Here is a 21,920-nt window from a genome sequence, read left to right as displayed (position 1 = left end):
CCCAGCAGCTTTGCCGACAGCTATGCAAATCCAGCGCCAGCGCGCATTCCGGGGAACTACTGGAGGGCGCCCGAGGCACGTTCGCCCTTCGGCGAAGGTGGCCGCACAGGCTGGAGACCCTGCGCTAGGGCCATTGGGACCGCGCAGCGCGCGGCTTGCGCCCTTACTGCTTTGCCGGCGCCATCATCGCGCCGCCCTTCTTCGCCGCGGGCGCCGGTTGCTTGGCGGCTGCAGCCTGCGCGGGCAAGTATTTTGCGACGATGGCCGGATCGACCTGCGCGATGTTGGCATCGGGCAGGCGCGTCCAGGTCTCGTCCTTGCCGAGCAGCGCGATGCCGAGATAGCCGCGCAACGTCAGGGTCTGACCGTCGGGGCTGACCCGCATGTTGGCCTTCCAGATCTGGCCGTCGCGCGGATTGAGCACGTTGCCGCCCTCGTACTTCAATCCTTCGCGCTTCATGTCGCGGACGAAGGAGATGCCGAGCACCCGAGCGTTCTTGCGATCGTCGGTGCACTTGGAGCAGACCTCATTCGGGTCGTCGGTTGGCCGCGGGAAGGTCTTGGCGATCACACCTTCGAAGACGCCGTTGCGATCTACGAAGAGGAACCATCCGACCGTCCTGCCGTCTTCGACCTTCTGCCAAAGGCCCGCCGCAGTGGGCTCGGCGGTCTGCGCCGCGCACGGCGTCACGATCGCGAGCGACAATGCGAGCGCCAGGAAGGAGGGCAGCCGAAAGCTGGAAACGAGAGTCCGCATTATGATCACCTTGCTGAGCCAATCACCTTTGCTGAGCCAAGACTTCGCAGAGCCAAACTGTGCTAAGCCAAAAACCTGGCCAAGCCTATGACCGGAATGGCCGCAGACTACGGCGATTTCACGAACGGTTCCAGCACCAGAAACATGGGGCATCGCCGCCCCGAACGCTTCCGTCAGTTGACACCGAGCTTCTTTTGCAGGCTGGAGGACGAGGTCGTGTACTGGAACACGAGCCGCTTCTCCGGATAGACATAGCGATGGGCTTTTTGCGACATCAGCGCGCCCTCGTGGAAGCCGCACAGGATCAACTTGATCTTGCCGGGATAGGTGTTGATGTCGCCGATCGCGAAGATGCCCGGCACATTGGTCTCGAACGCGGACGTCTCGACAGGCACCAGATTGTTCTCCAGCGCGATGCCCCAATTCGCGACCGGGCCGAGCTTCATGGTCAGCCCGAAGAACGGCAGCATGGTGTCGCAAGCGATTTCGGTGACGCTGTTGTCGTTGCCCTTGACGGTGGCGCCGGTGAGCTTTCCGTCAGCGCCGGAGAGCGCGGTGACCTGGCCGAGCCGCAGATCCATCTTGCCGCCGGCAACCAGCGCGCGCATCTGCTCGACACTATGGGGCGCGGCGCGAAACTCGTCGCGCCGATGCAGCAGCGTGATGCGCTTCGCAATCGGATGCAGATTGAGCGTCCAGTCGAGCGCGGAATCGCCGCCGCCGACGATCAGCACGCTCTTGTCGCGGAACGTCTCCATCTTGCGCACGGCGTAATGCACCGAGGTGCCTTCATAGGCCTCGATACCGGGCACAGGCGGGCGCTTGGGCTGGAACGAGCCGCCGCCGGCCGCGATCACCACCACCTTGCATTCGAACACCTTGCCGGCATCCGTGGTGCAGCGAAACAAGGGATCGCCGATCTTCTCCACGGTCTCGACCATCTCGCCGAGATGGAAGGTCGGATGAAACGGCTTGATCTGCTCCATCAGCGCGTCGGTCAGCCCCTGCCCCGAAACCTGGGGAATGCCGGGAATGTCGTAAATCGGCTTTTCCGGATAGAGCTCGGCACACTGGCCGCCGACCTTGTCGAGGATGTCGACGAAATGCGCCTTCATGTCGAGAAGGCCGAGCTCGAAGGCGGCGAACAGACCACACGGCCCGGCCCCAATAATCAGCACATCGGTTTTGATCACGTCGCTCATGTCGTCTCTTTATCGATCGTTATCGGTTGGACGGCGCCCGTTGGGCAGAGGTGACCCTGCCTGTCTAGCCAACGGGGATGGAACAGGAAAGGCATAAAAGCGGGATCGCCCCGCAGCCGCGCCCACTTGCCGGGCCAAAATAACTGGGCTGTAACGAGGATGGATATGACGGAGATCAATCGGTGAACGCGCCAGCCCGCCTCGACACGACCCCGCGCCTTGAGGACTTTCCGTTTCGTCTCAGCGACAACGTCCGGTTCGGCGACCTCGACCCGAACCAGCACGTCAACAACGCGGTCTATGCCACATATTTCGAGACCGGCCGTGTCACGCTGATGAAGCTTCCCGAATACGGACTGACCCCGCCGGGGCTCGCCTGGATCATGGTGCGGCTCGACATGCATTTTCGCGCCGAGCTGCACTGGCCCGGCTCGATCGAGCTCGGCCTCGGCGTGGTCAAGCTCGGGCGAACGTCGGTGACATTCGAGCAGGTCGTGTTCTCGAACGGCACGTGCATTGCGTCGGCGACGTCGGTCGGCGTCCTGCTCGACGAGGCGACGCGGCGACCGGCGCCGCTGACCGCAGAGGTGATCGAGAAGCTCAGACCCTGGCACAAGCGCGGCATCGAGGTCGCGCCGCCGAGCATTTAGAGCATGATCCGGAAAAGTGTGTAGCGGTTTTCCGAAAAGATCATGCTCAAACAATAACCTAAAGCGCGATGACGATTCATCCTAATCGCATCGCGCTTTAGTCGACTTGGACAGTCTGCTTGGAGACGGATCAGGCCTGGCGCTCGGGCGTCGCCACGACGAGGCCGTCGAGCTCGTCGGAGACCTTGATCTGGCAAGACAGGCGCGAATTCGGGCGCACGTCGAAGCCGAAGTCGAGCATGTCCTCTTCCATCGGCGTCGGGCTGCCGACCTTCTCGCGCCAGGCTTCGTCGACATAGACATGGCAGGTTGCGCAGGCGCAGGCGCCGCCGCATTCGGCCTCGATCCCGGGAATGCTGTTGCGGATCGCAGCTTCCATCACGGTTGCGCCGTTCTCGATTTCCACCGTGCGGGTTTCGCCCTTGTGGTCGACAAAGTGAATCTTGGCCATGTGTGCTCGTGCTGCCGCGGTGCTTTGAATGAAGGAGGGTCCCGGCTGTCCTATAACGGGTCGGTCAGCCCGGCGCCATAGCGTTTTGAAGCCAAATGATTCCCGCTTTGCGGGAAGAAAACGCGTCAAAACAAGCGACTAGAGCCCGGCTCCGGACGTATCGGCTCAACGCTTCAGCATCGCTGCGATGGCAGCGCGGGCCTCGGCCACCGCCTCTTTCAGCGCGGCGAAGGCGTGGGGCCGGCCATGGCCGGTCCGGATCGCAGTCTCCAGGCTGGCAGCGGCATCAGCGACCGCAAAGGCGCCGATCCCGCGCGCCGAACCCTTGAGCTTGTGCGCAAGCGTGCCGGTCTCGGCCGGCAATGCGGTCATCGCCGCGAGCAGACGGGCCGCCTGCTCCGCGAACATGGCCAGCACTTCCTGCTCCAGCTCAGCGTCGCCGAGCGTCATTCGAGAGAGGTGATCGAGGTCGAGCGGGCTGTCGATGGGCGCAAGCGGGGGCGAAGGCATCCAGTCCATCCCTTGCAGGTCAGGCGTCATGGCGCAGGCCCCGGCTTCGCGCGACGGCCGCCGGTCCGGCGGTCAGATTCCCCTCACCCAAGCATGGAAATGGTTAACGAAATGTTTGGGGGATTTGACGCAGATCCGCCGGTTTATTGACGAAAAGTTGCCGCAATTGGCCGAGTCCGGTTGAGAATTGCGTTGATTGCTAAGGCGTTACGGCGCGATCCTGTTAACGATGATTAAGAATGTCTTAATCGCGGGCATTTCATTCGCGACGCTCTGCCAATAGGATGTTGCAGAAATTGGCGGACAAGCCGTCCGGGTGGGGACGGCTCGGAGATCCGCGCAAGCGGCATGATCCGGTCTGTGGGCTTGCGTCGCGCGCAGGGCTCGCGGGGGGACGCGTACAAGTAACGAGGGCTCGGACTGAACATGGCGAACACTCCGAAAAAGGTCAAAGACCCTACAGAAGTTGCGCTTTCTGCAATCCAGGAAGCTCTGAACATCAGCGACACCGCGGCCGATACCAGCCGCAACGCCGCAATGCGCAACGAAACGGCGCCCCCGGTGCCGCCGGCCGCGCCTCCGGTCTTCGACGAGCCGAGCTTCGAGCCGCGCCCCGCCGCCAACGAGCGCTCGACCGTGTTCGACCCGGTCGAGGAGCCGCGCACCGCGCGCCGCGCCGCCAACGACGATCGCGAGACCATCGGCCAGCTGCTCCAGGCGCTGCAGAAGGGCCGCCCTGCCCGCAGCGTCTACACCTTCGCCACCATCTTCGCCGGCATCTGGCTCGCCGCATGCGCTGCGCTGACCTTCGGCTTCCTGCCCTCGATCCAGGCCGCCATGGGCCAGAGCGGCGGCGTGCTCGTGATCGCCGGCCTCGTCGCGATGTTCTTCGCACCGGTCATGCTGTTCTACTTCCTCGCGAGCCTCGTCTGGCGCGGCCAGGAAATGCGCATGATCGCGCAGGCGATGGCGCAGGTCGCGATCCGCTTCTCCGAGCCGGAAGGCTCGGCCTCCGATTCCATGGTCACCGTCGGCCAGGCCATCCGCCGCGAGGTCGCGGCGATGGGCGACGGCATCGAGCGTGCGATCGCGCGCGCCGGTGAGCTCGAGACGCTGGTCGCCAATGAGGTCGCCGCGCTCGAACGCGCCTATTCCGACAACGAGGTGCGCATCCGCGCTTTGCTCCAGGACATCGCGCATCAGCGCGACAACCTGGTCGGCCAGGCCGAGCAGGTTCGCAGCGCCATTTCCGGCGTGCAGATCGACCTGCGCCACGACATCGCGCTGATCTCGGACGCGATCGCCTCCCGCGTCGACGAGGTCGCCAAGTCGATCACCGGCGCTCTGGAAGAGCGCGGCGCCCACATCACCCAGGCGCTGAGCAACGCCGGCGACAACATGATCCTGGCGCTTGGCGAGCGCGGCGGCGACCTGCTCGACCGTCTCGAGGAGGCCAGCAACGAGACCACGCGCGCCGTGCTCGACGCCAGCGAGCGGCTGACCACGAGCCTCAACTTCAAGACCGGCCACGTCCACGACGAGTTCGTCGACCTCGCCGACCGCGTCCACGAGATGCTGAACGAGCGCATCGACCGCATCACCGGCGAGTTCGAGCAGCGTTCCGCCGCGATCGTCGACGGCATCTCCGAGCGTACCGAGCAGGTGCACGATTCCTTGAAGAACTCATCGGACTCGCTGCTGCTCGAGCTCGAGCTGCGTTCCAACGACATCTCCGCCAAGATCGACGACGCCGGCAACCGCCTCGCCGGCCAGATCATGACGAGCGGCGACAAGGCCAGCGAAGCGCTCGACGCCACCGTCAACGCCCTGGTCGCCAAGGTCGTCAGCCAGACCGAGACCGCGCACGATTCGCTGTCGCTGCAGATGAGCGCGTTCGACGAGCTGGTGCGGAACCAGGGCACCGAGCTGGTCGAGAAGTTCGCCCGCGATTCCGGCACGCTGGGCGCGCTGATCACCCGCCACATCTCCGAATTCGACCGCACCGTGAAGACCTTCGGCGGCGAGATCGTCGAGCGCATGGGCCAGCGCACGCAGGACATCGCCGAGACACTGAAGACCTATGTCGACGATTTCGACACCCGCTTCACGTCGAACGGCGGCCAGATCACGGCGGTGCTCGACCAGCGCCTCGTGCAGTTCGAGACCACGATCGGCGAACGCGTCGGCAATATCGACGCCTCGCTGAACGGCAAGATCGCCAGCCTCGACGGCACCATCCAAGGCCACATCAGGACCTTCGACGAGCAGCTCGTCGGCCGCGTCGCCGCGCTCGAGCTGTCGTTCGACAGCCGCGCGAAGTCGATGACCGAGACCATCGACGGACGCATCAACACGCTGGCGACGTCGCTGAGCGACGGTGCCGCGCAGGCGATCCAGTCTATCGACTCCCGCCTCACCTACCTCACGACGTCGCTGACCGGCGGGGCGTCGCAGGCCATCGAAACAATCGATGCACGGCTCAATCACCTCACGAGCTCGCTCACCGACGGTGCCTCGCAGGCCATTGAAACCATCGATGCGCGCCTCAACCACCTCACGAGCTCGCTGACCGACGGCGCATCGCAGACCATCCAGTCGATCGACACCCGCCTGACCCACCTCACGACCACGCTCACGGGTGGCGCGACGCAGGCGCTCGAATCCATCGACTCCCGCCTCACCTACCTGACCACCGCCGTGACCAACGGCGCATCGCAGGCCGTGCAGTCGATCGACACGCGCCTGACGCTGCTGACCTCGACGCTCACCGACGGCACCGCGCAGGCGATCGAGGCGGTCGACCGCCGCATCACCGGCGTCACCGAGATCATCGACGGCCGCAGCACGCATCTGACCGACACGGTCACGGCACGCTTCCAGGAGATCCAGCAAGCCATCGAGACCAAGGTCGGCTCGGTCGCCAGCGACATCGACGTGCGCGTGGCTCAGTTCGAGGATCTGCTCGGCTCGCGCGTCGAGGCCGTGGCCGGCCGCATCGAAAGCAGCGGACGCCAGGCCAGCGAGGACATGATGTCCCGCGCCGAGATGATCTCGACCGCGATCCGCTCGCATGTCGAGGACGCCGAGCGCTCGCTCACCAACCTCGTCGTCAACACCAGCGAGACCATCCAGACCGGCGCGCGCACCGCCCAGCAGTCGCTGCTGACGGTCTCCTCCGATGTCAACGCCCAGCTCAAGATGACCTCCGCCGAGGTCGAGCAGGCGCTGACCGCAGTCGGCACCGGTGCGGCGAACTCGATCCTGACCAGCGCGCGCGAAGCGCAGTCGACGCTGGTTGCGGCCTCGGGCGAAGCCTCCACCCAGATCAAGGGGCTCGCGGCCGATGTCGAGCGCACGCTGTCGGCGGCGGGCTCCGCCACCGCGGCCTCGATCCTGGCCGGCGCCCGCGAGGTGCAGACCACCCTTGTCACCGCGTCCTCGGATGCGGCGAGCCAGGTCAAGACGCTCACCGCCGACGTGCAGCGCTCGCTGTCGATGGCCGGCACCGCCACGGCGGAGTCGATCACCGCCGGCGCCCGCGATGCGCAGAGCACGCTGATCGCGGCCTCGACCGAGACCGCAAACCAGATCAAGGCGCTGTCCTCGGACGTGCAGCGCTCGCTGACGATGGCGGGCACCTCGACGGCCGAGACCATCATGAGCGGCGCCCGCGAGGCCCAGAGCACGCTGGTGACGGCGTCCTCGGACGCGGCGAGCCAGGTCAAGTCGCTCGCAGCCGAAGTGCATCGCTCGCTCTCGCAGGTCGGCCAGACCGCCGCCGAGACGATCACCACCAGCGCCCGCGACGCCCAGAGCACCCTTCTTGCTGTCTCCGCAGAACAAACCAGCCAGGTCCGTTCGCTTGCGGCCGAGATGCAGCGCGCGCTGGCGACCGCCGGCGGCGCCACCATCGAGGCGCTCACCAGCGGCGTGCGCGAGGCCCAGGGTACGCTGATCTCCGCCTCGACCGATGCGGCGGGCCAGATCAAGTCGCTGACGACGGACATCGAGCGCACGCTGACCGCGGTCGGCGCCGACACCGCCTCGACCATCCTCAACAGCGCGCGTGAAGCCCAGATCTCGCTGACCTCTACCTCGGCCGACGCCGCGAGCCAGATCCGCACGATCTCGACCGAGATCGAGCGTACGCTGAGCGCGGCCGCCGCCAACGCGACCAACGATATCCAGACCAGCGCGCTCAACGCCCAGAACGCGCTGATCTCCGCCTCCAACGAGGCGAGCTCGCGCGTCAAGTCGAGCTCGGCCGACGTCGAGCGCTCGGTGCTCGCCGCCAGCTCCAGCTTCGGTCAGGCCATGACCGGCAAGACCGACGAGATCGTCACCTACGTGCAGCAGCAGGCCGACCGCCTGTCGAACATGATCGACGCCAAGCGCGGCGCACTGGTCGACGCGATCGGCTCGAAGACCAGCCAGCTCACGCTCGACATCGACCGCGTCACCTCCGACGCGCTGAAGTCGATCGAGACGCGCGGCCAGGCCTTCTCGCAGACCATGATGGGCAACGGCTCGGAAGTCGCCCGCACCATCAACGCGGCGAGCGAGGTCGCCACCAGCGCCGTCGGCAAGTCGCTCAAGGACCTCGAGCAGGCCTCGCGTTCCGCGATCGACCAGTCGCGCCAGGTCTCGATCGCGGCCGTCACGGAGATGCAGGAGACCAGCAAGATCCTGCGCACCGACACGGTCGCCCTGTTCGAGCGCCTGCGCGAAGGCAACATCCTGCTCCAGGAGGTGCTGACCGGTGCGCACGACAACCTCAACTCGCTCGAGCGGGCGCTGGTGACCCGCGTCGCCGACTTCGTCTCGGCGATGAACGACGTCACCTCGCGCAACGGCGCGGCGACGCAGAACCTGGAAGAGCAGCTCAACGTCTTCAACAGCAAGACCACGAAGGCGCTGCAGGATCTCGGCGAGCTGTCGACCCAGTTCGACAAGCATGGCCAGGCGCTGGTCGAGGCCGCGCAGGTCGTCGAGCAGAGCAACAAGAACACCACTGCCTCGCTCGCCGAACGCAAGCAGGCACTGGAATCGCTCGTCACAACGATCGACCTGCGCACGGCCGATCTCGACCAGCGGCTGTCGCGCTTCACCGGCCTGCTCGATGAATCGCTTGCCGCGGCCGAAGAGCGCGCCCGCGACATCGCCCGCGTCGTCGCCGAGACCGCCGGCGCAGGCTCGGCCGCGATCACCCGCCAGTTCGAGGCGGTGCGCGCGGCGTCCGAAGAGGAGCACCGGCAGACCATCGAGGCCATGCACGACATCTACCGCCAGACCACGGACGAGGCGGATACGATGTTCAAGCAGTCGACCGAGAAGTTCACCAACCTCGTCGCCAGCATGAAGCAGATGGCTTTGGAGATGCACAACGAGCTCGAAGCCACCCGCAACGAGCTGCGCCGCGGCGTACTCGAGATGCCGCAGGAGGCCGCCGAGAGCACGGCGCAGATGCGCAAGGTGATCGTCGACCAGATCGAGGCGCTCGCCGAGCTCAACCGCATCGTGGCCCAGCACGGCCGCGGGCTCGACGTCACCACGGCGGGCCGCGCCAGCGTGCAACGCCAGGAAGAGCCGGTGCTGGCCGCCGTCGGCGGCCGGGCTCCCGAGACCCGCATGCGCGACATCGGCAGCGCCTCGACGCTGCCGCCGCCGGACCTCGGCATGCCGGCCGGGCGCCGCACCGAAGCGCCGCCGGTCGCGCCCGCTGGCAGCGACCAGGGCCGTGACGGCTGGCTGTCGGACCTGCTCAACCGCACCGACGCCAATCAGGGCGCACCGGCCGGCCAGGCCCCGCGTGGCCGCGCGGCACCCGCGCCGCAGCCGCAGGCGCCGCAGGCAAGCAGCAATCCGCTGGAATCGCTGTCGCTCGACATCGGCCGGCTGATGGACCGCAACCTCGCCGCCGAGATGTGGGACCGCTACCAGCGCGGCGAGAACAAGGCCTTCACCAAGCGCCTGTACACGCCCGCCGGCCAGAAGGCCTTCGACGAGGTCGCCCGCAAGTACCGCGCCGACCGCAACTTCAAGGGCACGGTCGACCGCTACGTCGCCGAGTTCGAGCGCCTGCTCGACGAAGTCGCCCGCGACGGCCGCGGCCCGCAGGAGCTGCGCAGCCACCTGATCTCGGAAACGGGCCTGGTCTACACCCTGCTCGCGCACGCGGCGGGCCGGCTGGGGTGAGCGGAAGCTCGCCAATGGCGAATTGCGAATAGCGAATGAAAACGGAGCCCTCGCGGGCTCCGTTTTTGTTTGGGATCGATCCGTGAGGAAGGCTGTATACGCTACTCGCTATTCGCCACTCCCCATTCGCGCTTTCCTACCGCCTACCGCCTCGGCGCTGCCGCAGGCTTCGGCGGCTCGGGCGGCGGGGCGGGCTGCGACGAGTTGCTGGCGCCGAACAGGACGCGGGTCGGGTTGCGGTCGAAATTGTTCACGGCGCGGCTAATGTCGCCGAGGGTGCGGCGGCCGTCGGCCATCAGAGCGCCCGAGCGCTTGTCGAAATCTTCGGCTAGCTCGCGGATCGACTTCACCGCCTGGAACAGCTCGCCGCCGTCCTTGCCGCCGGCCAGCGTGTTGAGGCCGAGCATGAGATTGTCGGCCTTGAGCATGACGCCATCGACCTTGGCCATCACGGCGTCGATCTTTTCGGAATTGCGCGCCAGCGAGTTGGTAAAGGTCTCGAGGTTCTTCAGCGAGTTCTTCACCGATTCCTGATTGTCGGCGACGATCTTGTTGACGTTCTGCAGCGTGGCGCGGATCGCCTCGGTGACATCCTGGAGCTTGTTGGGGTCGGCCGTGAGCGTCGGGATGCCGTCCTGGTCGAGCGGCGGAGCCGGCGCGGCCTCCTCGCCGCCCTTCAGCGAGATCGCCGCAACGCCGGTGAGACCCTGGAATTCGAGGCCGACCAGGGTATCCTTGCGGATCGGGGCGTTATTCTCGATCATGGCGAGTGCGACAACCCGCCGCGGGTTGTCCAGCTTCACCGAGACCACCTCGCCCACCCTGATACCGTTGAAATTGACGCTGCCGCCGTTGCGCAGCCCCGCCGCGGGGCCCTCGAACACGACGCGCAAGGGGCTGCGCTGCTTGGTCGTGTGCAGCGACTGAAACCACAGCACGAAGCCGATCGCGGCGGCGATCACCGCCAGCGTGAACGAGCCGATCAAAATGTAGTTCGCCCGCGTTTCCATCAGGTGCTCCGGCTACTCAACCCAGCTCTCAACCCATGACCGCGCGGGCGCGCTTGCCATGAAAATACTGCCTCAGCCAGGGATGCTGCGAGGCCTGCATGTCGGCGATCGACCCTGCCGCAATGATCTTACCGTTCCCTAAAACGGCGATGCGGTCACATGCTGTGTATAGGCTGTCGAGGTCGTGGGTTACCATGAAAACCGTCAGCCCCAAAGTGCGCTGCAGGGTCCGAACCAGCTCGTCGAAGTCGCCCGCGCCGATCGGATCGAGGCCGGAGGTCGGCTCGTCCAGGAAGACGAGGTCGGGATCGAGCGACAGCGCACGCGCCAGCGCCACGCGCTTGATCATGCCGCCGGAGAGTTCGGACGGGAAACGCTCGGCGACCTCGGGCTTGAGGCCGACCATCGTGAGCTTGGCCATGGTGATCTCGTCCATCAGCCGCTGCGAGACGCGCAGATATTCGCGCATCGGAAACTGGATGTTCTGCCGCACGGTCAGCGATGAGAACAGCGCGCCCTGCTGGAACAGGACGCCCCAGCGCCGCTCGACATTGCGCCGCTGCGACGCGCTCGATGAATCGAGGTCAACGCCGAACACTTCGATGGAGCCCGCGACCTTCGGCACGAGGCCGATGATGGTGCGCGTCAGCACCGACTTGCCCGCGCCCGAGGGGCCGACAAATCCCAAAATCTCGCCGCGCTTGACGTCGAGGTTGAGCCCGTCCAGCACGCGCGTTGAGCCAAACTGCACGGTGATGCCGCGGACGCGGATGATCGGGTCCTGGATCTCGCTTTGAGTTTCTCTTGCCATCGTCACATCCCGATCGAGGCGAAGAAGATGGCGAAGATGCCGTCCATGACGATGACGAAGAAGATGCCCTTCACCACCGACGCGGTGGTGTGCTGACCCAGCGATTCCGCACTGCCCTGCACGGCGAGCCCTTCGACGCAGGCGACGATGCCGATCACGGCGGCCATCACCGGCGCCTTGACGATGCCGACGATGAAATGGTCGATCGAGATGGCGTCGCGCAGGCGCAGCAGGAAGGCCTCCGGCTGAACGCCGCCATAGAGCCAGGCCACCAGACCGCCGCCATAGAGCGCGGCCATGGCGCCGAGAAACGCCAAGATCGGCAGCGCCAGCACCAGCGCCATCATGCGCGGCAGCACCAGGACCTCGATCGGGTCGAACCCCATGGTGCGCAGCGCGTCGATTTCCTCGCGCATCTTCATCGAGCCGAGCTCGGCGGTGTAGGCGCTGCCCGAACGGCCCGCGACCATGATCGCGACCAGGAGCACGCCGATCTCACGCAGCACCAGCACGCCGAGCATGTCGACGACGAAGATGTCGGCACCGAACCTGCGGAAATGGAAAATGCCTTGCTGCGCGATGATGCAGCCGATCAGGAAGGTGATCAGCACGATGATCGGCACCGCGCGCCAGCAGACCTGCTCCATGTGGTGCACGGTCGAGGTCAGGCGGAACGAGCGCGGATGGATCAGGACGCGAAACCACGCCGCGAGCACGGCGCCCAGCATGTCGACGAGGCCTGCCACCGTACCGGCGACGCCGGCCACGGTCCGGCCGATCTGCTCCAGCATGCCGGAGATGGTGATCGGGTCGCTGTCGACCACGGCCGCCCCCCTGACCCGCCGCACCTCGTCCACGAGGCTGGAATAATTGGCGGAGAGCCCCGCGATCTGCGCCTCGACGGGTCCCTTGGTCAGGCTGCGGCGCAGCCGCTCGATCAGCCAGGCGCCGAACGTGTCGAGCTTGGCGACCTCGGAGACGTCGATGAAGATGCTTTGCGGGGTGTCTGCAAGCTTCTCGGCGTCGGCGACCATCCGCTCCAGGACCGGCGCAAAGCTCGCGGTCCAGGTGCCGGTGGCGCACAGTGCCAGGGCGTTGCCCTTGGCAATCCGTTCCAGCTTCGGATCGCCACTCATGTCCGCTCCCGTGCCGGGGCGGAGAAAATCAGATGGTTGCGCACGCGCCCTTACCCAGAGAAGGTATCCCCAAGGGTTAATGTTAGTTGCTAGAGGTAACTAGCAGGTTCAGATTTCGCCAGAGTTCAAAATGACTTCCATGAAATTTGCAGCTCTGGCGACGCGAATCGAGCGCTTCCCGATCGCCGGCAGCTTTACCATCAGCCGGGGCGCCAAAACCGAGGCCGTCACGGTCGTGGCGGAGGTCAGCCGGGGCGGCCTGACCGGCCGCGGCGAATGCGTGCCCTATCCCCGCTACGGCGAGACGCCGGAGGCGACGCTGGCTGCGATCCAGGCCATGCAGGAGGCCGTCGCGGGCGGGCTGACGCGAGAGACCCTCCAGGCCGCAATGCCATCAGGTGCGGCCCGCAACGCCCTGGATTGCGCCCTGATCGACCTCGAGGCCAAGGCGGCGGGCTTGCGCGCCTGGAACCTGCTGGGCCGCCCGGCCCCGGAAGAGCGCACCACGGCTTACACGATCTCGTTAGCGACCCCAGAGGCCATGGCAGCCGCGACCGCCAAAGCGGCGCACCGTCCGCTGCTCAAGATCAAGCTCGGCGGCGACGGCGATCCGGAGCGCATCGCCGCCGTGCGCAAGGCCGCTCCTGAGGCCGAGCTGATCGTCGATGCCAATGAGGCCTGGACCGAGGCCAATCTCGAAACCAATCTCGCCGCCTGCGCCGCTGCCGGCGTGACCCTGGTGGAGCAGCCGCTGCCGGCAGGCCGCGACGAAGCCTTGGCGCGGATCAGGCGCCCCCTCGCCGTCTGCGCCGACGAGAGCGTGCATGACCGCAAGTCGCTTGCGCCTTTGCGCGATCGCTACGACGCCGTGAACATCAAGCTCGACAAGACCGGCGGCCTCACCGAGGCGCTGGCCATGGCCGATGCTGCCCGGGCGCTCGGCTTCGAGATCATGATCGGCTGCATGGTCGCGACCTCGCTATCGATGGCGCCTGCAATGCTGGTGACGCCCCAGGCGCGCTTCGTCGATCTCGACGGCCCCTTGCTGCTGGCGCGCGACCGCGACCACGGCCTGCGTTATGACGGCAGCCTGGTCTACCCGCCGGACGCTTCGCTCTGGGGCTGAGCCGTGAGGCGATGCCGCGCCGACCAGATCAGAATGGCGCCGGCAGCGGCCATCGCGGCCATGACGTAATAGACATTGTCGCCGATGCGGGCGTAGATCGCGCCTGATGCGATCGACGTCGCCGCCCCCAGGAGCCCGTTGCAGGCGGCGTAATAGCCCTGCCCGCGCGCGATCTGATGCGAAGACACGCGCTGCGCCAAAAGGTTCATGGTGCCGACGATGGTCAGGCCGAAGCTGAAGCCGTGGCCGAGCTGGGCGATCGCGAGCAGCACGAGCGGCGGCTCGCTCGCGGTGACGATCCAGCGCTGCACGGCGATCACGCCGCCGATGGCTATCAGCGTGGACGGCTGCAGCGAGAAGCGCGGCGACAGCGCGAACACGACGATCTCTGCCATGATGCCCAGCGTCCACAGCACCGCGATGGTCAGCCCGCTGATGCCTTGGAGCTGCCAGTTGATGGCCGAGAAGGTGTAGAAGGCGATATGACTGCTCTGGATCAGCGCCGCCGACGCGATCACGGCCCAGAAGGCTGTATCGCGCAGCAGCGGCTTGCCGGCATGCCGCTCCGGCGCCCTCCGCCTGAGATCGTCGAGCGGCTGCAGCAGCAGGCTGGCGAGAACCGCGACGACGGCCCAGGCGACGATGACCCAGATCAGGTCGCGCGGAGCGATGACGTCGACGAGATAGCCGCAGGCGAGCGAGCCGGCGGCAAACGCCGCCGACCCCCACAGCCGCAGGGGTCCGTAATCGAGCCCGTAGCGGGCGACACCGCGCAACGCATAGGCATCGGTCAGCGGCATCGTCGGCGTCCACACCATGCAGGTCAGCGCATAGATCAGGAACAGCGCCAGCGGCTGCTGCTGCAGGCCGACCATCGTAAATCCGATCGCAGTGGCCAGCGCCGACACCATGATGGCGGCGCGAATGGCCTGTCGCTTTTCGGCAAAGGCGGTCACTTGCGGCAGCGTGGTGAAGCGCGTGATCGCCGGCAGCGCGGTGATGATGCCGATCCAGACAGCGTCGATGCCGATCGCCTTCAGCCAGACCGGGAAGAACGGCACATGCGTGCCCAGAACCGCAAAGAAGGCCGAATAGAACACGGCGAGGCTCACGGCGAATCGCCGCTTCGTCGCTGCCGCGATGGGGATTTGTGATTCGGACTGCATCAAACCAATTGCGATTCGGTCGATATCGTGGTGATCGTTACAGTAACGCGCACTGATTTGCGCGACGAGATTGTCATGGCCAACGAAGCATTCGCCCTCTCGCCCATGTCTGCCCGCGCGGCCGCGCCGAACGAGCAGGATTACGAAGCGATCCGCGAAGCCTTCATGGAGACCGCGCGCGGCCGCTGGTTCCTCGGCGAGTATGCCAAGCGCAACCGCAATGCCGACACAAGCATGGTGCTGGATGCGGTCGCCAAAATCGAGGAAACCCTTGCGGCACAGCGGCAACCGGTGGTCGAGGACCGCTTGCCCGAGGCGCTGGTCGAGATCCGCCGCGCCATCCGCGAGGCCGAGACGATCGCGCTCGCCGCGTTCGATCCCGGCGCGATCGAGGCGAGTCTCGCGCCGATCCCGCGCGGGGTGCGCATCATCAAGGAGATCTCCTGGCGCTGGCGCGAGATCGGCGCCGACGGGCGAATCTGCGACCTCATTGATTCGCAGCTGGCCTCGATCGAGGCCGCCTGCGGGCAGATCTCGACCCTCGATCCCCGGATCGATCTCAAGGCTGCGTTCGATCTGCTGAAGGATCGAGTCGAGCAGCTCGACGGCGACGCAACGCCGCAGGCCGCGCCTGCTCCGGCGCAGGAGGCGCCGTCATCAGTCGCAGAAGCCTCGCCCGTTGAGACGGCGGCGATGGCGGGCGATGCATCCGTGGCTTTTACGGAGACGCGCGAAGAGATCGCGGCAGCTCCGGAACTCGATGCGGCCGTCGAAGCAGCGGCCGTCGCTGAAACCTCCGCCATGGCCGAGCAGGCCATGGACGCGGCTGTCGCACAGGGGATCGCGGCCGAAAACCAGATCCCTGCCGAAAGCGCGGCACTCGAAAACCTCGCGCCTGATGATGCCGAGCTCGAAGCCGTCGTGTTTGAAGAGCCGGCCGCTCAGCCGGAGGCCTTGACGGAAGCACGCGAGGAGTTCGCGCTCGACGCCGCAGCCGAGGCCGAGGACGAAGCCATCCTCGAGGCCATCGCGATGGAGATGGCCGCGCCCGATCCCGACTTCGACGAGATCATCGAGCCGGTGGAGATGGCAGCCGCGACGCCGGAGCCGGCGCTCTCGGATGTCGTGGCGCCCATTGCCACCGAACAGCCGGAGCCGGTCGCAGCCGAGCCTGTCCTCGCAGCCATCGCCGAAGAGCCCGCGGACGCGCCGATCGCGCTGGACTCGCTCGCGCGCCTCACCGAGGCCATCGCGGAAGCCGCCGCCGAAGTGATGGAGCAGCAGGCACCGGCCGTGGCGGCCGCAGCATCATTGGCGGCAGCCCCGACCGCGACGCTGCCGATGCCCTCGCCCCTGCCCGCGTCCATGTCCGACGCCTCGCTCGGCGCCACCATCCTCGCCAGCGGCATCCTGCAAAAAACCCGCGCACCGGCCAACGACCCGCTCGCCCCGATCCGCCGCATGACCCAGGCCGAGAAGATCGCGTTCTTTTCGTGAGGGCGCGCGCACGCTCCCACACCGTCATTGCGAGCGCAGCGAAGCAATCCAGACTGTCTCCGCGGAAAGATTCTGGATTGCTTCACTGCGCTCGCAATGACGCGTAGGCGACGTCAGCGCCTCACCCGCAATTCCAGATCGGACCGATCGGCGTGCGCGTCCAGCACGGGCCATAGCTGCCGCCGTTGTAGCGGCCGCCGTTGAATCCGGGGCGACCGAAATAGTGCCACTCGCCGTCCCAGCGATAATATTGTGGGACCGGGTCGATGTACCAATGGCGCCGGTCGGCGCGCGACAGGCGGCGCATGGCGTCTTTCTGCTTGTACAGCGGGATGCTGTTGCTGAGCGGCTGCCGATAGCCCGGCAGAAAGCCGTAGCCCTTCCAAACCGGCTTGGGGCGCTTTTGCACGGGCTCGGCGGGTGCGACGGCAGGCAGCAGCGACAGGACGACAGCAACGAAGAGACACAGAAGGCGAGACATGAATTGACGATAGACGCTCGCCTGCTCGAACGCCATTCAAATTCGAGTGCTGGCAGATGGTCGCGCGGGAGCATCGCAGACGATGAAACGGCCGCTTTGATCTCACGTTGCGTCTATCGACGCAGCCCTACTAGCCGATCACGCCTTTCCTGATCAGGAAGCAACCATAGCCCCTGCTGTCGCCGACCTGCACGACGCCAAAGCCTGCCGCTGCCGCGCGATAGAAATCGGGACGCGCGAGCTTGCCGGGCGTGACCGGCCGGCCAGCCGCACGTGCGATCTCCGCGAGCACGGCGCGCTGCACCTCGGGCACGCGGTCGGGATCGTCGACCGGCATCATCACACGCACCGGATCGGGATCGAAATCGTCGAGCGGATAGACCGACATGATGGCCCGGATGGCAGTTTCCATCGTCATGCCCGGCAATTGGATCAGGCGCTGCGATGAGGTGCTCTGCGCGATCCGGGTGGCGGGGTGATTGGCGTCGACGAACACGAGGTCGTCGCCATGGCCCATCGCGGCGAGCAGCCAGAGCAAATCGGGGGTGAGGATCGGATCGATCGATTTCAGCATGTGGCGGACGTCCTCCCAATCGATCGCTAACCATAGCAGGTTCCGAGCGTGATTCAGATCACGGAGGCCAGCATGGTGACAGGGATCACGGACCGCAAGGCTCGAACGCGGCCAAGCTTGCGCGCAACCAATCTCGCATCGAGATGAGTGCCAAAGGAGCACGCCATGTTCCGCCTAAAGCCCTTTTTCATGACGGCGAGCCTGCTGGGAAGCCTGTTCGGCTTCGCCTGCGGGCCCGTTTCCGCGCAAGTCGCCCCGGTTCAGCCTGCCCCCACCGCCCTGCAAGGCCCGGAGCAGCGGGTGGCGCTGGTGATCGGCAATGCGAACTACCAGAACGCGCCGCAGCTTGCGAATCCCGACGATGACGCCCAGTCGATGGCGCAGTTCCTGAACTCCGCCGGGTTCGAAGTGGTCGCCGCGACCGACTTGACCCAGAACGACATGCTCCGCGTCGTCCAGGACTTCTCCGCCAAGGTCGCCTCGCGCGGTCCGAACACGGTGGCGATGGTCTATTACGCCGGTCACGGCGTGCAGCTCGCCGGCGAGAACTATCTCGTTCCGGTCGACGCCAAGGTTTCCAGCCCGACCGAGCTGGTCAACAATTCGCTGCGCCTCGTCGACGTGATGTCGACGCTGGAGACGATCCCGAGCCGCATGCGCATCGTCATCCTCGATGCCTGCCGCAACAACCCTTTCCCTGAAATCAACGACGCCGGCCGTGGCTTGGCAATCGTCGATGCGCCGAACGGCTCGATCGTCGGCTACTCGACCGCGCCAGGTGCCGAGGCGCTCGACGGCACCAATGGCCACAGCCCGTACACACAGGCGTTCCTGAACGTCGCGCGCGAGCCCAACGTGCCGATCGAGCAGCTGTTCAAGCGCGTGCGCCTGCAGGTCAACCAGACCACCAGCGGCGCGCAGATTCCGTGGGAGAGCTCGTCATTGACGAGCGACTTCACCTTCTTCGGTGACACCGCCGTTGCCGCCAACCGCGCGCCGGTGAAAGCGCCGGTCGTGCAGATGGCCTCCAATTTGCCGAGCCGCTCCACCCGCCAGGCCTATGACTACGTCGTGTCCGAGGGCCGGCCGGAGTACTATCAGGAGTTCATCCGGATGTACCCGCACGACCCGCTGTGCGACCACATCCGCTGGCTGCTCAACAACATCCTGATCTCGCAGGCCTGGCACAAGGCGGTGCTCGCCAACTCGCCGCTCGCCTACAAGAGCTTCTATGAGAGCTACGGCAACAGCCCCTATGCGCAGGTCGCGCTGAAGCTGCAGACGCAGCCGAAGCAGATCCCCCTGATGCAGGCGACCAAGTTCCTGGCGCCGCAGACCATTGCTCCGACGATCAAGATCGGCAATCTCGGCCAGCCCAAATACATGCCGCTGATGCAGCAGGGCAATGGCGCGCAGGTGAACGGCAATCTGCCTGTCGTGCAGAAGCCGCTCGACGGTAACGTCCTCGGCAAGCTCGGCAATGGCGGCCAGATCGTCACCCTGCCTGCCGGCAACAACCAGCCGAACCCGCAGAACGGCACGCCGCCGCAGACCCCGAGCAAGATCGTCACGCTGCCTGCGCCGACCAACACGATCAACGGCAAGGTCGGCATCGGCAAGATCGTGACCCTGCCTGCGACCAGCACCATGCCGAATGGCGGCACCGTCAAGCCGGGCAAGATCGTGACCATGCCGGTGAATGTCGGCAAGGGTGGCTCGAACATCGAGTCGAAGCCGGTCAACGTGCAGACTCCGAACCGCCCGATGCGGCTCAACAACGGCAACACCGGCATCGTCAAGCTCAACAATAACCCGGTGAATAAGGTGCAGGTGCAGACCAACGTGCAGAACACCCGCCCGCAGATCAACACGATGCCGAGCCGCATGGTCAGCAGCAACAACAACTTCCGGCAGTCGATGAACCAAGCGCCGAGCATGAACAATGGCGGCAACCGTCGCGGCGGTTTCACGCACTGATTGCGGCGAGCGAGACGACAAAGGGGCAGAGCGGAAACGCTCTGCCCCTTCTTCATGTCTGTTCTTGGTCATTCCGGGATGCGCCGTAAGGCGCAGGCCCGGAATCCATACTCCCGATCGTGGTTATGGATTCTCAGATGCGCAATTGCGCATCATAGCTCTCGCTGCGCGAGCCCCGGAATGACGATCAGGCCACCAGCTCCGCGAACAGATCCGCATCGACATTGCCGCCTGACAGCACGATGACGACGTTCTTGCCGGCGACATCGAGGCGGCCCGCGAGTAGCGCAGCAAGCCCCACCGCGCCGCCGGGCTCCACCACCAGCTTCAGCTCGCGATAGGCAAAGGCGACCGCCGCGCCGACTTCCTTGTCCGACGCCGTGACGCCGCGCGCCAAGAGCTTGCTGTTGATCGCAAACGTCATCTCGCCCGGCATCAGGGCCATCAGCGCATCGCAGATGGTGCGGCCGGCCGGCGGATGCGGCTCGCGATGGCCTGCGCTGAGTGAAATGCCGTGATCGTCGAAGGCCTCGGGCTCGGCGACCACGATCTCGGCTTGCGGATAGCGCGCCTTCACGGCGGTCGCGACACCCGCGATCAAGCCGCCGCCGGAGGCCGGCGCCACCACGATGTCGGGGCCGAGGCCGAGCGTTGCCATGTCCTCGGCGATCTCGCGGCCGGCGGTGCCCTGCCCTGCGATCACGAACGGATCGTCGTAGGGTTTGACAAGCGTCGCGCCGCGCTTCTCGGCGATGCCGCGCGAGATCGCCTCGCGGTCGTCCTTGTCGCGGTCGTACAGCACGACCTCGGCGCCGTAGGATTTGGTGCGCTCGCGCTTCGACAGCGGGGCGTCCGCTGGCATCACGATGGTGGCCTGCATGTCGAGGATCTTTGCCGCCGCCGCCACGCCTTGGGCGTGGTTGCCGGAGGAGAACGCGACGACGCCGCCGGCGCGCTTGTCCTGCGGGATCGAGAACACCTTGTTGAACGCACCGCGAAACTTGAACGAGCCGGTGCGCTGAAGCATCTCCGGCTTCAGGAACACTTTCGCACCGACGCGCTCGTTGAGCACGGGGAAGGACAACAGCGGCGTGCGGATGGCGTAAGGCGCGATCACGCGCGCTGCGGCATCGATGTCGGCAGGGCCGACCGGAAGGGCCTGTTCGGTCATGGCGGAATGTTATCGCGGCCGATCAGGCCCGGGCAAGACATCTCCGCGAGAGGATTTCCCCATAGCGTTTTCGCGCGAAGTGGATCCCGGTTCGCGTGAAGAAAACGCGTCAAAACAAGAATCTAGAGCTATTTCGATCGATCGGATCGAGATAGCTCTAGGCGACTTGGCGCGGCTGTTCCGCGGCGGTCCGGCCGGGCAGCACCGCCCCGACCGCCAAAATGCTGTCGATAAAGACCGTTGCAGAGGCCTCCCAGGTGTAATTGGCGGCGAACGCGACGCAGTCCTGCCGGGAGATATCGAGCGCGGCGAAGCAGGCATTGCGCAGATCGTGATCGAGCGCGCCGACCGGCGCATCGCCAATCACGTCGCGGGGACCCTTCACGGGGAAGGCCGCGACCGGCAGGCCGCTCGCGAGCGCCTCCAGCAGGACCAGGCCGAAAGTGTCGGTCTTGCTCGGGAACACGAACACGTCGGCGGCCGCGTAGATATCCGCCAGTTCCTCGCCGTGCTTCTCGCCGAGGAAGATCGCATCGGGGTAGACCTCTTCCAGCGAGGCGCGCGCCGGGCCGTCGCCGACGACCACCTTGGTGCCGGGTAGGTCGAGGTCGAGGAACGCCTCGACATTCTTCTCGACTGCGACGCGGCCGACCGACAGGAACACGGGCGCCGGCAGGCAGAGATCGATGACGCGCGGGTGGAACAACGTGGTGTCCACGCCGCGCGGCCACAGCACGACATTGTCGAAGCCGCGCTCGGTCAGTTCGCGCGCGAGCGCCGGCGTCGCCGCCATCACGGCGCGACTGGCGCTGTGGAAGCGCCGCAGCGCCCGCCAGATCAGCGAGCCCGGCACTGGCACGCGGGCGCGGACATATTCGGGAAAGCGGGTATGGAAGCTGGTCGTGAACGGCAGCTTGCGCTGGCGGCAATAGCGGCGGACCATCAGGCCGATCGGCCCTTCGGTCGCGATGTGGATGCTGTCGGGACGTGCCTCCTCGATCAGCCTTGCGATCCGGGCCGGGCGCGGCATGGCGAGGCGCACGTCGCGATAGCTCGGCATCGCGAAGGTGCGGAACGATTGCGGCGTCAGGAACGTGAACTCGACGCCGAGCGCTTTTGCAGCGTCAGAGAGCTTGGTCAGCGTCCGAACCACACCGTTGACTTGCGGGTGCCAGGCGTCGGTCGCGACCAGGATGCGCATCAAGA

At 66.1% G+C, this 21,920-nt stretch carries 17 protein-coding genes; 5 read left to right on the top strand and 12 right to left on the bottom strand.

Annotation, left to right across the window (positions count from 1 at the left end; all coding sequences use genetic code 11):
- Window positions 1–163 precede the first annotated feature (163 nt).
- Both I6F28_RS30195 and I6F28_RS30190 read right to left on the bottom strand, forming a co-directional pair.
- The gene (locus I6F28_RS30195; protein ID WP_036015584.1) at window positions 164–757 is read right to left on the bottom strand and encodes a DUF2147 domain-containing protein; all 594 of its coding nucleotides are present in this window, start codon (window positions 755–757) and stop codon (window positions 164–166) included.
- 173 nt (window positions 758–930) lie between these two features.
- Window positions 931–1,959 carry an NAD(P)/FAD-dependent oxidoreductase gene (locus I6F28_RS30190; RefSeq protein WP_036015581.1) on the bottom strand — a complete coding sequence of 343 codons (1,029 nt, stop codon included), beginning with the start codon at window positions 1,957–1,959 and terminating at the stop codon, window positions 931–933.
- Between the two features lie 182 nt (window positions 1,960–2,141).
- Between I6F28_RS30190 and I6F28_RS30185 the strand changes: the two genes are divergently transcribed.
- On the top strand, window positions 2,142–2,609 hold the full coding sequence (locus I6F28_RS30185) for an acyl-CoA thioesterase (RefSeq protein WP_036030229.1): 468 nt from the start codon (window positions 2,142–2,144) through the stop codon (window positions 2,607–2,609).
- Window positions 2,610–2,739: 130 nt separating this feature from the next.
- Here I6F28_RS30185 and I6F28_RS30180 read toward each other — a convergent pair whose 3' ends face one another.
- Complete coding sequence (locus tag I6F28_RS30180; protein ID WP_008143731.1) at window positions 2,740–3,060, bottom strand: 2Fe-2S iron-sulfur cluster-binding protein; 321 nt, start codon at window positions 3,058–3,060, stop codon at window positions 2,740–2,742.
- A gap of 165 nt (window positions 3,061–3,225) precedes the next feature.
- Window positions 3,226–3,600 (bottom strand): Hpt domain-containing protein, encoded by a 375-nt coding sequence (locus I6F28_RS30175; RefSeq protein WP_225142575.1) that lies wholly within the window; start codon window positions 3,598–3,600, stop codon window positions 3,226–3,228.
- 396 nt (window positions 3,601–3,996) lie between these two features.
- Between I6F28_RS30175 and I6F28_RS30170 the strand changes: the two genes are divergently transcribed.
- Window positions 3,997–9,765 carry an apolipoprotein A-IV repeat region-like domain-containing protein gene (locus tag I6F28_RS30170; protein ID WP_225142573.1) on the top strand — a complete coding sequence of 1,923 codons (5,769 nt, stop codon included), beginning with the start codon at window positions 3,997–3,999 and terminating at the stop codon, window positions 9,763–9,765.
- Between the two features lie 143 nt (window positions 9,766–9,908).
- Here I6F28_RS30170 and I6F28_RS30165 read toward each other — a convergent pair whose 3' ends face one another.
- From I6F28_RS30165 to I6F28_RS30155, 3 genes are read right to left on the bottom strand one after another with little or no spacing between them, the layout of a single operon-like run.
- Window positions 9,909–10,775 carry an MlaD family protein gene (locus I6F28_RS30165; protein ID WP_036015558.1) on the bottom strand — a complete coding sequence of 289 codons (867 nt, stop codon included), beginning with the start codon at window positions 10,773–10,775 and terminating at the stop codon, window positions 9,909–9,911.
- Between the two features lie 28 nt (window positions 10,776–10,803).
- Complete coding sequence (locus tag I6F28_RS30160; RefSeq protein WP_036015555.1) at window positions 10,804–11,586, bottom strand: ABC transporter ATP-binding protein; 783 nt, start codon at window positions 11,584–11,586, stop codon at window positions 10,804–10,806.
- Window positions 11,587–11,588: 2 nt separating this feature from the next.
- Complete coding sequence (locus tag I6F28_RS30155; protein WP_036044530.1) at window positions 11,589–12,722, bottom strand: MlaE family ABC transporter permease; 1,134 nt, start codon at window positions 12,720–12,722, stop codon at window positions 11,589–11,591.
- Window positions 12,723–12,852: 130 nt separating this feature from the next.
- Between I6F28_RS30155 and dgcA the strand changes: the two genes are divergently transcribed.
- Window positions 12,853–13,848 carry an N-acetyl-D-Glu racemase DgcA gene (dgcA, locus tag I6F28_RS30150; protein ID WP_225142571.1) on the top strand — a complete coding sequence of 332 codons (996 nt, stop codon included), beginning with the start codon at window positions 12,853–12,855 and terminating at the stop codon, window positions 13,846–13,848.
- On the opposite strand, the gene I6F28_RS30145 is transcribed toward dgcA, so the two are convergent.
- Window positions 13,818–15,014, bottom strand: coding sequence for an MFS transporter (locus tag I6F28_RS30145; protein WP_225142569.1), 1,197 nt, complete (start codon window positions 15,012–15,014; stop codon window positions 13,818–13,820). The genes dgcA and I6F28_RS30145 overlap by 31 nt on opposite strands.
- 75 nt (window positions 15,015–15,089) lie before the next feature.
- Here I6F28_RS30145 and I6F28_RS30140 point away from each other — a divergent pair, with 75 nt between their 5' ends.
- Window positions 15,090–16,511, top strand: a complete 1,422-nt coding sequence (locus I6F28_RS30140) for a hypothetical protein (RefSeq protein WP_225142567.1) — start codon at window positions 15,090–15,092, stop codon at window positions 16,509–16,511.
- A 121-nt stretch (window positions 16,512–16,632) separates the two neighbouring features.
- Here the strand turns inward: I6F28_RS30140 and I6F28_RS30135 are convergent, their stop codons facing one another.
- Window positions 16,633–17,028 carry a hypothetical protein gene (locus I6F28_RS30135; RefSeq protein ID WP_225129748.1) on the bottom strand — a complete coding sequence of 132 codons (396 nt, stop codon included), beginning with the start codon at window positions 17,026–17,028 and terminating at the stop codon, window positions 16,633–16,635.
- Window positions 17,029–17,122: 94 nt separating this feature from the next.
- Window positions 17,123–17,566, bottom strand: coding sequence for an RbsD/FucU family protein (locus I6F28_RS30130; protein WP_036015548.1), 444 nt, complete (start codon window positions 17,564–17,566; stop codon window positions 17,123–17,125).
- Window positions 17,567–17,731: 165 nt separating this feature from the next.
- Here I6F28_RS30130 and I6F28_RS30125 point away from each other — a divergent pair, with 165 nt between their 5' ends.
- A complete protein-coding gene (locus I6F28_RS30125; protein WP_225142565.1) occupies window positions 17,732–19,543 on the top strand; it encodes a caspase family protein in 1,812 nt (603 codons plus the stop codon).
- A 187-nt stretch (window positions 19,544–19,730) separates the two neighbouring features.
- Here I6F28_RS30125 and I6F28_RS30120 read toward each other — a convergent pair whose 3' ends face one another.
- Together I6F28_RS30120 and I6F28_RS30115 are read right to left on the bottom strand one after the other, a co-directional pair.
- On the bottom strand, window positions 19,731–20,714 hold the full coding sequence (locus I6F28_RS30120; protein ID WP_109143149.1) for a threonine/serine dehydratase family protein: 984 nt from the start codon (window positions 20,712–20,714) through the stop codon (window positions 19,731–19,733).
- A 157-nt stretch (window positions 20,715–20,871) separates the two neighbouring features.
- The gene (locus I6F28_RS30115; protein ID WP_225142563.1) at window positions 20,872–21,915 is read right to left on the bottom strand and encodes a glycosyltransferase family 4 protein; all 1,044 of its coding nucleotides are present in this window, start codon (window positions 21,913–21,915) and stop codon (window positions 20,872–20,874) included.
- Window positions 21,916–21,920: the final 5 nt, after the last annotated feature.

Source organism: Bradyrhizobium sp. NBAIM14 (assembly GCF_020193895.1).
Classification (GTDB): domain Bacteria; phylum Pseudomonadota; class Alphaproteobacteria; order Rhizobiales; family Xanthobacteraceae; genus Bradyrhizobium; species Bradyrhizobium yuanmingense.
This window is presented reverse-complemented; position numbering and strand designations above follow the sequence as displayed.